We start from the raw sequence: 12,815 nt of genomic DNA, 5'->3' as shown, positions 1-12,815 counted from the left end.
CCTCACGGCTCCTTTGCGAAAGGCACGCCCCGGCATCACTTTGATGTCGGGGCGTGCGCGCCTCCGGACGGTCACTCCAAGCTGTCGGTGGGTCCCGATAGGCTGAACGCATGACGCGAGCCGAGCAGCCAACGGCCCACCCCTCCGCACCCGACGACGCACTCATGGCCGATTCCCGCGAGCGCGCCGTCCGCGCCCTGCTGCGCCGGCCGCAGCTTCGGCGGCTGTGGAGCGCCCAACTGGTGGGAGGCGTCGGGGACACCCTCGCGCTCCTGGTCCTGGTCGTCCTCGCCCTCCAGGCGGCGGTCGCCGCGGGCCCCTTCGGCGGTGGCTACCGGGGCGTGGCCTTCGCAGTGGCGACGGTCTTCGGAGCGCGCGTCCTGGCGACGCTGCTCTTCGGCGCGGTCCTCCTCGGACCCCTCACCTCGCTCACTTCCCAGGAGGGACCGCTCGACCGGCGCTGGACCATGGTCGGCGCCGACGGTCTGCGCGCCGCCCTGCTGATCGTCGCGCCCCTGTGGATCGACTGGACGCCGGACGACGCCCTGGCCTTCCTCCTCGTCACCGTCTTCGTGACCGGGGTCGCCGAGCGTTTCTGGAGCGTGTGCCGGGAGGGCGCGGCCCCCGCGCTCCTGCCCGCCCCGCCCCCGGAGGGCGCCACGGTGCGCCCGCTGCCGGACCACATGGACGCCCTGCGCCGCCTGTCGCTGCGGACCACCTTCCTGGCGGTCCCGCTGGCGGCCGCCGCCCTGGTCGCCGCCTCCCTGCTCAACAACCTCCTGGGCACCGGCATCGCCTGGTTCGACCAGCACCAGGCGGCCCTCGGCGCGTACGTCGCGGCCGGCCTGTTCGCCGCGTCCCTGTCCGTGCTGACCTACCTGGAACTGCCCGGCACCCGCACCCCGCGCCCGCGCTCACCGCTGGAGGGGCTGCGCCGCCCGAAGACGGGTTCCGGCGTCGACAAGGGCCGCACGGGTGCCGTTCCGCTGCTCGTGCTCGCCTGCGCGTCCGTCGCCGGGGCGATCGCCGCCGCGGTCGCCGTCTGCGTGCTGCACGCCACGGACCTGCGCGGCGGCCCGGTGCTGTACGGGCTGGCGGTGCTCGCCCTGACCGGCGGGGTCGCCGTCGGCATCCGTACGGCGCCGAAGGCGCTGGTCTCCCTGTCGCGGCGGCGGCTGCTGGCCCTGACGATCGCGCTCACCGGCGTCGCCCTGCTCGCCGCCGGGCTGGTCCCCGACGTCACCACGGTCCTGCTGATCCTCGCGCTGGCCGGAGTGAGCGCGGGCGCCGCGGCCAACACCGGGCACACGCTGCTCGACCAGGAGGCCGAGGACTACCGCAAGCCGCGCATGACCGAGCACCTGCACGCGGTGGTACGGGTCTTCGTGGCGCTCGGTGCCGTGCTCGCTCCCGTGGTCGCGGCCGGAATCGGCCCGCACCGACTCGAGGACGGCCGGTTCGTGTTCGCGCACGGTGGCGCCGCGTTCACGCTGATGCTGGTCGGCGCGCTGCTCCTGCCGGTGGCCGCGCTGGTCCTCGCCAAGGTCGACGACCGCTCCGGCGTACCGCTGCGACAGGACCTCGTCGACGCCCTGCGGGGCGGCGACGACCCGGTGACGGCCCCCGCGGAGTCCGGATTCTTCATCGCCCTGGAAGGCGGTGACGGCGCCGGCAAGTCCACGCAGGCCGAGGCGCTCGCCGACTGGATCAGGGCCAAGGGCCACGAGGTCGTCCTCACCCGCGAGCCGGGCGCCACTCCCGTGGGCAAGCGGCTGCGCTCGATCCTGCTGGACGTGTCCTCGCAGGGTCTGTCCCACCGTGCGGAGGCGTTGCTGTACGCCGCCGACCGCGCGGAGCACGTCGACACGGTCGTACGGCCCGCGCTGAAGCGGGGCGCCGTCGTGATCACCGACCGGTACATCGACTCCTCCGTCGCCTACCAGGGCGCGGGCCGCGACCTGTCCCCGACGGAGATCGCGCGGATCTCCCGCTGGGCGACGAACGGTCTTGTGCCGCACCTGACGGTCCTGCTGGACGTCTCGCCGGAGACCGCCCGTGAACGGTTCACGGAGGCTCCCGACCGTCTGGAGTCGGAGCCGGCCGAGTTCCACGCGCGCGTGCGGTCCGGTTTCCTGGCGCTGGCCGCCGCCGACCCCGGCCGTTACCTCGTGGTGGACGCCGGGCAGGAGCCCGAGGCGGTGACCACGGTCGTCCGGCACCGGCTCGACCAGATGCTGCCGCTGTCCGAGGCCGAGCTGAAGGCGCAGGAGGAAGCGCGGAAGAAGGCCGAGGAGGAGGCGCGCCGCAAGGCCGAGGAGGAGGCCCGGCGCAAGGCCGAGGAGGAGCGCCTGGAGCGCGAGCGCCAGGAGCAGCTGGCGCGGCTGCGCGCCGAGGAGGAGGAGCGCAAGCGGCGCGAGCTGGAGGAGGCGCAGCGGCGCGAGGCCGAGCGGCAGGCCGAGGAGGCCCGGCAGCGCGCCGAGGAGGCCCGGCGCAAGGCCGAGGAGGAGCAGGCCCGGCTGCTCGCGGAGGAGCGGGCACGGGCGGAGGCCGAGGCGCGCCGCAAGGCCGAGGAGGAGCAGCGGCGCCGGCAGGCCGAGGAGGAGGAGCGGCTGCGCGCCGAGGCCGAGGCGCGGCGGCTGGAGAAGCAGCGCAAGGCCGAGGAGGCCCTGCTGCGGGCGGAGGAGGCCCGGCGGGCGGCGGAGCAGGCCACGGCCACCGCGCAGGCGGGGCCGCGCCGGTCCACCGAGCCGACGGCCGCTGCGGTGCCGCCGGAGGAGGTGACCGCGCCGACGCCGCTGGTGACGCCGGCGAACGCGTCGGGCGGGCCCGCCGACGAGACGGCGGTGCTGCCGCCGGTGCGGGACGAGCGGGGGAGCGGCAAGCCGTCGGGCGACGGCCCCGACCACTCGGCCCACTCGGCCCAGGGGGCGGGCCCGGCCTCGGGAGAGGACTCCCGTGAGAGGTCGCGCTGGTCGGCGGAGTCGTGGCTGCGGACGGCAGGCGAGTCCGAGTCCGAGGTGACCGCGAAGCTGCCGAAGCCCGTGGTTCCGCCGGGGGCCGCCGACGAGACGGCCGTACTGCCGCCTGTCCCGTCGGGCGTCGCGGACGAGACCGCCGTACTGCCGGCTTTCCCGCCGGGCGCCGCGGACGAGACGGCGGTCCTGCCTCCGGTGCGCGGGGAGGACCCCACGGACCGGGTTCCGCCCGGGCTCTTCCGGGACGAGCGGTCGCCGGCCGCGCGGCCCGACCAGGGCGACGACCGTACGCGGGAGCTGCCCCGGGTCGACGCCGAGGCGGTCGCCAGGCGGCGGCCGCGGCCGGACTGGGCCGAGGAGACGCCGCTCGACGACCTGCCGACCCTGGCGGACGAGCTGCTGGGCCCGCGCGAGGACGGCAAGGGGTTCGGCGACGGTGACGACGGCCGGGGCCGGCGGCGCTGAGCCGTCGGACGGGCGCCGATCGGGCGATCGGGGCGGTGGTGCGCCTGCCGATGCGCGCGAGGCCGCCCGCCGTGTTGTCAGTGGTGCCCCGCACAATGGATCCTGCACCACGAACCATGACGAAAGGGCGGCGTGACCCATGAGCGTGTGGGACGACCTCGTCGGGCAGGAGAAGGTCAGCGAACAGCTGAGCGCCGCTGCCCGGGACGCCGACGCCCTGGTCACCGCGGCCGCCACGCACGCGCCGCCCCCGGAGGCGTCGAAGATGACGCACGCGTGGCTGTTCACGGGGCCGCCCGGCGCGGGGATCACGCAGACGGCGCGCGCCTTCGCAGCCGCCCTCCAGTGCGTGAGTCCCGACCGCGCCCTCGGCGGCGTCCCCGGCTGCGGATTCTGCGACGGCTGCCACACGGCGCTGGTCGGCACCCACGCCGACGTCAACACGGTCGCCGCCGTGGGTACGCAGATCCTCGCCGACGACATGCGGGACACCGTGCGCAAGTCGTTCACCGCCCCGGCGACCGGCCGCTGGCAGGTGATCCTCGTCGAGGACGCCGAGCGGCTGAACGAGAAGTCCGCCAACGCCGTGCTGAAGGCGGTCGAAGAACCCGCCCCGCGCACGGTCTGGCTGCTGTGCGCCCCCTCGGTCGAGGACGTCCTGCCCACGATCCGCTCCCGCTGCCGCCACGTGAACCTGCGTACGCCGTCGGTGGACGCCGTCGCGGACATGCTCGTACGCCGGGAGGGTGTCGACCCCGCCGTCGCCGCCGCCGCGGCCCGCGCCACCCAGGGCCACATCGACCGCGCCCGCCGCCTGGCCACCGACCCGGCCGCACGCGAACGCCGCACCTCCGTCCTGAAGCTCCCGCTGCGCGTGGACGAGATAGGCGGCTGCCTCAGGGCGGCCCAGGAACTGGTCGACGCGGCGGCGGACGACGCCAAGGCACTCGCGGAGGAGATGGACGCCAAGGAGGCCGAGGAGCTGAAGGCAGCGCTGGGCGCGGTCCAGGGCGGCCGGATGCCCCGTGGCACGGCGGGCGTGATGAAGGACCTGGAGGACAAGCAGAAGCGCCGCCGCACCCGCACCCAGCGCGACAGCCTCGACATCGCCCTGACCGACCTGACCGGCCTCTACCGGGACGTCCTGGCCCTCCAGCTCGGCTCCCGCGTGGCCATCGCCAACGCGGACGTCGAGGACACCCTGGAGCGCCTCACCCGCGGCGGCTCGCCCGAGTCCACCCTGCGCCGCATAGAGGCGATCGCCGCCTGCCGCGACGCCCTCGACCGCAACGTGGCCCCGCTGCTGGCGGTGGAGGCGATGACGATGGCCCTGAGGGCGGGCTGACGAGAACGCCGAGTACGCCGAGTGCAACGCCGAGAACGCCGAGGCCACGGAGTACACCGAATAGGTCGGGACGCCGGCAACGCCGAGGCCACCGGCGCCGATGGCGTCACTCGTACGGGGAACGCCCCGCACGTAACGCACTCACGCGATCGCGGAGAGTTACGCTCGCTGGATGCACATCAGGCGCGCCCTTCGTCCGAACAGCAGCAGAGGCCCCCGGCCCCGAACCCCGCTCCGTGCGGCCCGTGCGGGCGGCACCCTCCTGGCGGCCGCCGCCCTGCTGGTCTCGGCCTGTACCCCCGGCACCACGCAGCGCCGGACCGAGCCCGCGGCGGACGCGGCGCTGGCCGCCCTGCCGCGGGCCACGCCACCCATCCTGTCGCCGTACTACGAGCAGAAGCCGGCCTGGCGCAGCTGCGGGGTGCCCGGCTTCGAGTGCACGACGCTCAAGGCGCCGCTCGACTACGACCGGCCCGCCGCCGGCGACGTCCGGCTGGCCGTGGCCCGCAAGAAGGCGTCCGGCCCGGGCAAGCGGCTCGGCTCACTCCTGCTGAACCCGGGCGGACCGGGCGGCTCGGCCGTCGCCTACCTCCAGCAATACGCCGGTGTCGGGTACCCGGCCGAGATCAGCGCCCGCTACGACCTGGTCGCGATGGACCCGCGCGGTGTCTCCCGCAGTGAGGCCGTGCAGTGTCTCGACGACCGGGACATGGACACGTACACACAGACCGACTTCACGCCCGACGACGGCAAGGAGACCGACGCGCTCGTCGCCGCGTACCGCAAGTTCGCGGAGGGCTGCGGCGCGCGCGCCGCCCGCCTGCTGCGGCACGTCTCCACGGCGGAGGCGGCACGCGACATGGACATCCTGCGCGCGGTGCTGGGCGACGGAAAGCTGAACTACGTCGGCGCCTCGTACGGGACGTTCCTCGGGGCCACGTACGCCGGTCTGTTCCCGGACCGCGTCGGCCGCCTGGTCCTGGACGGGGCGATGGACCCCTCGCTGTCGGCGCGCCAGATGAACCTGGACCAGACGGCGGGCTTCGAGGAGGCCTTCAAGTCGTTCGCGAAGGACTGCGTACAGCAGAGCGACTGCCCGCTCGGCGGCCGCGGCGCGACGCCGAAGCAGGTCGGCGACCAGCTCGCCGCCTTCTTCCGCAAACTCGACGCCCGGTCGATCCCCACCGGTGACGCCGGGGGCCGCCGTCTCGGCGAGTCCCTCGCCACCATCGGGGTGATCGCGGCGATGTACGACCAGTCGGCCTGGCCGCAACTGCGCTCGGCGTTGGCGTCGGCGATGAAGAAGAACGACGGCTCCACGCTGCTGGCCCTCTCCGACAGCTACTACGAACGCGACTCCGGCGGCCACTACAGCAACCTGATGTACGCCAACGCCGCCGTGAACTGCCTGGACCTGCCGGCGCCCTTCGCAGGCCCCGAGCAGGTGGAGGAATCCCTCCCCGCCTTCGAGAAGGCCTCCCCGGTCTTCGGCCGCGGCCTCGCCTGGAACACGCTGAACTGCGCGTACTGGCCGGTACAGCCCACCGGCCGGCCGCACCGCATCGAGGCCAAGGGCGCGGCCCCCATCGTGGTCGTCGGCACCACCCGCGACCCGGCGACCCCCTACCGCTGGGCCCAGTCCCTGTCCCGCCAGCTCTCCTCGGCCCGCCTGCTGACCTACGACGGTGACGGCCACACCGCCTACCGCCGCGGCAGCCGCTGCATCGACTCCGAGATCAACACCTATCTCCTCCGGGGCACCCCTCCGACGAACGGAAAGCGCTGCTCGTGACCACCGCGCGGCACCCCGGAGCCCCGGCCCCAGGGGCGCTCCGGGGGGCGTGCGAAGCACCCCCGGAAACTGTGTAGACTTACCGACGTTGCCGATCGCATCATGATGCGGCAGCGCGCCGCTTTAGCTCAGATGGCCAGAGCAACGCACTCGTAATGCGTAGGTCTCGGGTTCGAATCCCGAAAGCGGCTCCACCGGAAAGACCAGCTGGGAATGCTCCTGGCTGGTCTTTCGGCGTTCGGCCGTGGGCTGCGGAGGCGCGTGGACGTGGCGGGCGGTGAGTGTCACGCTCGCGGTGTCCTCGACTCTCGTCGTGCGTAAGTCCCGGGTTCGAATCCCGTAAGCGGTTCCACTGGGAGGACCAGTGGGGAACGCTCCCAGCTGGTCCTTTGTCGTTCCGTGGTCCCCGGCCGAGTTCGCCGCCACGACGGGCAGGCGTACTTTTGGAATCAGGCAAGGGTGACTCCCGGTCGGAACGTCCAGGCCTCGGTGGAACCACGAGGGCGCATGCGAGATCTTCGGGCGGCCTGGCGGTCCCGGGCCAAGGTCCTGGACCGCGGATCCGAGCGGGGTGCGTACTCACACAGCAGGCGCGGAGGGGTCATGGCCGAGCTCGGTAAGGCGGGCAACCCGCCGAACCCTGCCACGGTGCTGCGCGAGCCCTCACGGCTGGCCGCGGTGGACGCCGTCCGCGCGGTCGACGAGCTGACCACGGACGCCTTCGCCCGGTCCGTGTGCCTGGCCGTGCGGCTGCTGGACACCCGAATGGCCCTGATCAGTCTGGCCGGGGCGGACCGGCAGTTCATCCGGGGCGGGATCGGCAGAGCCGTACCGCGGCACGGGGAGCAGGAGCGAGTCGACTGGGGCTTCTGCTCCGAGCTGGTGGTGTCGGGCCGGCCACTGGTCATCGACGACGTCCGGAACGACTGCGCGCACCGGTCCGACCCCGCGGTCGCCGCCACCGGCATGCGCGCGTACCTGGGCGTGCCGCTGCTGCTGGAGGAGCTGTCGATCGGCGCGCTGTACGTGATCGACACCAGGCCGAGGGTGTGGGACACGGAGCAGCGGTGCGCCCTGGAGCAGCTGGGCGCCTCGGTGATGAGCGAGATCCGGTTGCGGCTGGACGCGGCCGAACACGGGCGGCTCTACGAGCAGGCCGCGGCCGCCGCCGTGGTGGAGCACAGAAGGTCCCAGCAGTTGCAGGACCTGGCCCGGTCCAGTCTGCGGATCAATGCCGCGCCGTCACTGGACTTCGCCCTCCAGACGGTCACCGAGGAGGCCAGGTCGCTGGTGGGCACGCACCAGTCGGTCACCAGCATGACCACGAACCTCCGCTGGGCCCAGGCGATCAACGCAGTCTCCCTGTCGGACAAGTACGGCGAGTACCGCTTCTTCGACGCGCCCCCGGTCGGAGAGGGGATCTATGTCCTGGTGTGCAAGGAGAACCGGCCGATGCGGATGACCCAGGACGAGCTGGAGGCCCACCCGGCCTGGCGGGGCTTCGGCTCCTACGCCGCCGTTCATCCGCCGATGCGCGGTTGGCTGGCCGTCCCGCTGATCGCCACCGACGGTCGCAACCTGGGGCTGATCCAGCTCTCGGACAAGAAGGACGGCAGCGACTTCACGGCCGACGACGAGGCGATCCTCGTCCAGCTCTCCCAGCTGGCCTCGGCGAGCATCGAGAAGGCCGCGGCGCTGGAGAACCAGTACGAGATCGCCCGTACCCTGCAGAGCAGTCTGCTGCCGCAGCAGCTGCCCGAGCAATCGGCGGTGTCGGCCGCCTCCCGATATCTGCCTGCCGCACCCCGTGCCGGGGTCGGCGGCGACTGGTACGACGTGATCGGGCTCTCCGGTGCCCGGGTCGCGCTGGTGGTGGGGGACGTGGTCGGCCACGGCATCCACGCCGCCGCGGCCATGGGCAGGCTGCGCACGGCCGTGCGCACCCTCGCCGATGTCGATCCCACCCCGGAGGAGCTGCTCACCAGGCTGGACGACCTGGTGAGCCGGCAGTCCGCGGAATCGGGCGCCGACGACGGTGCCGACCCGGCCGGCGGAGGCGCCGTGGACGTCGGAACCACCTGCTTGTACGCGGTGTACGACCCGGTGACCGGGCGTTGCTCCCTGGCCGGTGCCGGCCATCCGGCGCCCATCGTCGTGGCCCCGGACGGCAGCGCCGACTTCCTCGACCTGCCCACCGGGCCGCCGCTCGGTGTCGGCGGCGTGCCGTTCGAGACGGTGGAGATGGAGGTGCCGGAGGGCTGTCTGCTCGCCTTCTACACCGACGGCTTGGTCGAATCCCGGCAGCGCGACCTGGAAGCGGGGCTGGAAGAACTGCGCGAGGCACTGACCGAGCCGTGCGACTCGCTGGAAGCGCTGTGCGACCACGTGGTCAAGAGGCTGCTGCCCGAGCCCCCGACCGACGACGCGGCGCTGCTGCTGGTCCGGCCGCACGGCCTGGACGAGACGCGCGTCGTCACCTGGGACATCGCCGCGGAACCGGCCGAAGTGGCCCGGATCCGCGCTCGGACCGCCCGCCTGCTGGCGGCCTGGGGGCTGGAGGAGATCGGCTTCGTGACCGAGCTGGTGGTGAGCGAGCTGGTCACCAACGCCATCCGATACGGCCAGCCCCCCATACAGATGCGGCTCATCTACGACCGGACGATCATCTGCGAGGTCTCCGACGCCAGCAGCACCGCCCCGCATCTGCACCAGGCCCGCATCTTCGACGAGGGCGGACGCGGCCTGATGCTGGTCGCCCGGCTCACCCAGCGCTGGGGCACCCGCCACGCCCGTGACGGCAAGACCATCTGGTGCGAGCAGGCCCTGCCCGCGGAAGGCCTGCCGGTGGAAGTGCCGATGGAGGGGCTGCTCGCGGAGGACCTGCTCGTGGACGACCTGCTGCCGCCCGACGCACAGCAGTGACCCTGCCTTTCGTGTCGTCTTCCGGGTTCCGGGGGTGCCGGCGCGCGCCCGGTCGGGCCGCCCGCCGTGATCCGTATGTGATCGGGGAGCCGTAGTCTCACCGCCCGGCTGTGACATGCGCGGAACGCGCGGACAAGGGCGGGGGACGATCATGACGTATCGGCGCGCGGCGATACCGGCGCTGGTCGGGGGTCTGCTGATCACGGCGTTGCTGTGGTGGGCGGGGGCGAGCGTGCAGGCGCTGCACCTGGCGGGCACCGCCGACGCGATCGGCGGCCGGACCGCCGCCGAGCTCGAATACTGGCTCATCCCCTGGTCGTACGACCCTCCGGACGTCGTGCGGTTCGGTGGCGAGGCGTCCGACTGGGTCAACGGCACGCCTGACCCGGACGGAGCGCGCTACCTGGTGCTCCACCACACCGCGATGCAGATCCGTTTCGGCGCGGTGTTCGCCTTCTTCGTGCCCGGCGCGCTGCACCTGGTCCGCAGGCTTCCGCCGGTGCACGGCCGGCTGCCCGCCACGCTGCTCGCGGTATGGGCCTGGGGACTGGTGGCGGGGACCTTGGCGGTGGCCGTCTCCGCGCCGTGGCTGATCGCCTCGCGGGGGCGCGGCAGTTACCGCTTCCTGCCCCAGTTGGCGGGCACGATCTCGTCCGGGCGGCAGATCCTGGTGGTGGCCGCGCTGGTCGCGGCGGTGGGGACGGTGTTCGCGGCCCGGATCACCGCGAAGGGGGCCGGTCCGTTGCCGCGGCAGGCCGTCCCGGCGCGCGCCGCCCGTGTTGCCGCCACCGCCGGGACCGCGATCATCGCGCTGTCCCTGGTCGTTCTCTCGTACCAGTCGGTGGCAGCCGCGATCCAGAGGATCGACCCGGCCGGTGGGCTGTTCGCCGAGCCGGGTGAGCTGCTGCGCCAGTGGCTGCTGCTCGGCGGCTGGGCGGGCCCGGCGGGCGCGCCGTTCGGTGACTGGTTCCTGCACCGGCTTCCCGACGTACTGGTGCTCGTGGTGGTGTGGTGGGGGCTGCGGTGGCTGCCCGTGCTGCTGACCCGGGCCACCGTCCCGGCGATGGCGGTCGGCGCGGTGTGCGCGACCGTCCTCGGACTGCTGGCGAGCCAGTTGCTGCGGATGGCGACGGACGGGGCGGGCCTGCGCTGGGGGTTGACGTACCTGTCCGCGGGCCTCGGGAACGGCGTTCCCGCCGCACTGACCTGCGGTCTGGTGGCGGGGGTCGTGGCCGCCACGACGCTGCGGCTGACCGTGGCCGGACGAGCTGACGACGTCCCCGAAGCCGCACCCTCCGCGGAGAGCCCCGCCCACCCCTGAGACGGCCTGCGGACGACGGGGCCACGGGCCACGGGCCACGGGCCGCGGGGGCACGCCGGGGCTCGCGCCGCGGAGTGCCCCCGTGGGGTGGGAGTGCCCTCGTGCCCACATGGGAGAGGGCACGGAGGGCGTTCAGCGCATCGCGCGGGCGTGTGTGCGCTCGAAGGCGGCGAAGGCCGCCTCCTGGCGCCACTCGAGTTCCGCCTTGGGGCTGCGGGACAGCAGGAGCTGACAGGCCCGGGTCCGTACGGGCAGGCCGGGGCGCTCACCGCGGCAGGCCGGCACGACCCGGTAGCCCGTGGTGGTGGGATTGCCCTGCCACAGGCTCGCACCGGGCAGGAAGGCGTACTGGAGTGAGGCGCGCGCGAGGTCCTTCAGCTCGGCGTAGGAAAGGCCGTAGGTCGTGGCGGCGTACTGGTACTCGTGGCTGATGTCGATCCGGGACACGCCGGGGTCGTCGGTGGCCAGCACGATGGGGACGCCGTAGCGGCGATACGTGGTGAAGGGGTGGTCGGCGCCCTTCACCCCGAGGATCTGGGCGTTGCTGGTGAAGGGCACTTCGACGGCGACCTGGCGGGCGGCCATGGTGCGGGCCGTGCTCCGCCAGCCGTCCTCGTGGACGAGGTCGACGCCGTGCCCGACGCGCTCGGTGCGGGCGACGTCGACGGCCTCCTCGATGTGGAACCTCAGGTCCTTGGGCTTGACCAGCCCGGGCCACAACTCGCCCGCGTGCAGGGTGACATGGGCCTTCGGGTACTGGCCGCGCAGATAGCGGACCATGTGCATCTGGAGGCTGTAGTCGCGCAGCGCGACGTCTCCGTCCTCCGGCTGGACGAGGTTGACCGCGACGAAGCGCGGGTCGCGCTCGGCCAGCCGCAGGCCCAGGGCGAGTTGGGTGAAGACCCGCTCCGGGGCGCTGCCCCGGGAGGCCTGGGAGATCCAGCGGACGGTGAGCCGGCAGCCGGGCCGGGCCTTGCGGGTGCCGCAGCGCTCGGTCGCGCGGAACTCGGCGTCGCCGTCGTCGGCCTCCTTGCGGGCTGCGGCGACCAGCTTGTCCAGCTTGCCGCCGGCCACCAACTTGCGGTGCAGCGCGGCGAGATCGCTGTCCCAGCCGACCTCGGCGGCCAGCTGCTTCGCGCCGTCGGAGGCCGGGGTGACCATGGTCTCCAGATAGAACTGGTTCTGGCCCGCGACGTGGTCGGCGACCTGGGCGAGCAGCTTGCCCCGGTGCCGCCAGGTCACCTCGCCGAACTTCCCGAAGGTGTCGAAGAAGTGGTCGTGGCCGTTGCCGCCGGGCGGGAAGTCCTCCATGGACCACGCGCGGACCAGCGCGTCGTGGAAGGCGCGGTCGGTCCGGGCGTCCGCCGCGGGGCGGGTCCCGGGCCCGCACGGCGGCGCGACGGCGGTCAGCGTCGCGGTCTCGACGCACAGCCCGTCCTCGGCGGCCAGTTTGATCAGGTACTCCGTGGACACCGCGCCGGAGAGGTGGTTGTGCAGGTCCCCGCCCTTGGGCAGGCTCACGAAGAACCCGCGCAAGCGCATGGGCCGGGAGCGCAGCGATCTCAGGTAGGCGTCCGTACGGGCCTCCGCGACCGTCATCGGCCTGGACTGCGGCACGGCACGCGACGGGAGCCCGCCGCCGGTCTGTCGCGTGCCGGCGGGCTGCGCGTCGGCGGACGGGGCGGTCAGGAGGGACAGGGCGAGGAGGGAGCCCACGGCGGCCGGAACGGCCCGGCGGCGTGCGGCACTTCGGAGTTGCATGCTCACTCGGGCATGATCGGGGAACAAACGCGGCTGAACCGGTTCTCCCGGACATTTTTCGACGGACAGTACCCGACCGGGTGACCGCGCGGAATTTCGCGGACATCACTCGGGCGGCTGACGGACTCACGGCGTGGGGTGCGGTTTCGTGCCGGTTCCGGGAGGGTTGCGGTGAGGCGGGGGCAAGAGGCCGCAAAGTGAGGTGGCGTCAGAGCAACCGGCGCCGCCCGGGCG

6 protein-coding genes and 1 tRNA gene are annotated in these 12,815 nt (G+C 73.5%); 6 read left to right on the top strand and 1 reads right to left on the bottom strand.

Features of this window, described 5'->3' with window-relative positions:
• Positions 1-110: 110 nt before the first annotated feature.
• From tmk to TNCT6_RS13655, 6 genes are all read left to right on the top strand, one after another.
• Entirely contained in the window at positions 111-3,440 is a 3,330-nt protein-coding gene (tmk, locus tag TNCT6_RS13680; protein ID WP_141359636.1) for a dTMP kinase, read from the top strand.
• 139 nt (positions 3,441-3,579) lie between these two features.
• Positions 3,580-4,785 (top strand): DNA polymerase III subunit delta', encoded by a 1,206-nt coding sequence (locus TNCT6_RS13675; RefSeq protein WP_141359635.1) that lies wholly within the window; start codon positions 3,580-3,582, stop codon positions 4,783-4,785.
• A 172-nt stretch (positions 4,786-4,957) separates the two neighbouring features.
• The gene (locus tag TNCT6_RS13670) at positions 4,958-6,577 is read left to right on the top strand and encodes an alpha/beta hydrolase (protein ID WP_141359634.1); all 1,620 of its coding nucleotides are present in this window, start codon (positions 4,958-4,960) and stop codon (positions 6,575-6,577) included.
• Between the two features lie 117 nt (positions 6,578-6,694).
• A tRNA-Thr gene (locus TNCT6_RS13665) sits at positions 6,695-6,771 on the top strand.
• Positions 6,772-7,180: 409 nt separating this feature from the next.
• Positions 7,181-9,499 carry a SpoIIE family protein phosphatase gene (locus TNCT6_RS13660; RefSeq protein WP_172632897.1) on the top strand — a complete coding sequence of 773 codons (2,319 nt, stop codon included), beginning with the start codon at positions 7,181-7,183 and terminating at the stop codon, positions 9,497-9,499.
• 151 nt (positions 9,500-9,650) lie between these two features.
• Positions 9,651-10,820 carry a hypothetical protein gene (locus TNCT6_RS13655; protein WP_141359632.1) on the top strand — a complete coding sequence of 390 codons (1,170 nt, stop codon included), beginning with the start codon at positions 9,651-9,653 and terminating at the stop codon, positions 10,818-10,820.
• A gap of 132 nt (positions 10,821-10,952) precedes the next feature.
• Here the strand turns inward: TNCT6_RS13655 and TNCT6_RS13650 are convergent, their stop codons facing one another.
• Positions 10,953-12,581 (bottom strand): adenosine deaminase, encoded by a 1,629-nt coding sequence (locus tag TNCT6_RS13650; protein WP_172633208.1) that lies wholly within the window; start codon positions 12,579-12,581, stop codon positions 10,953-10,955.
• Positions 12,582-12,815 lie beyond the last annotated feature (234 nt).

It is taken from the genome of Streptomyces sp. 6-11-2 (assembly GCF_006540305.1).
Taxonomy (GTDB): Bacteria; Actinomycetota; Actinomycetes; order Streptomycetales; family Streptomycetaceae; genus Streptomyces.
Note: the sequence above shows the minus strand (reverse complement) of the source record. Positions and strands in the feature narration are given on the sequence as shown.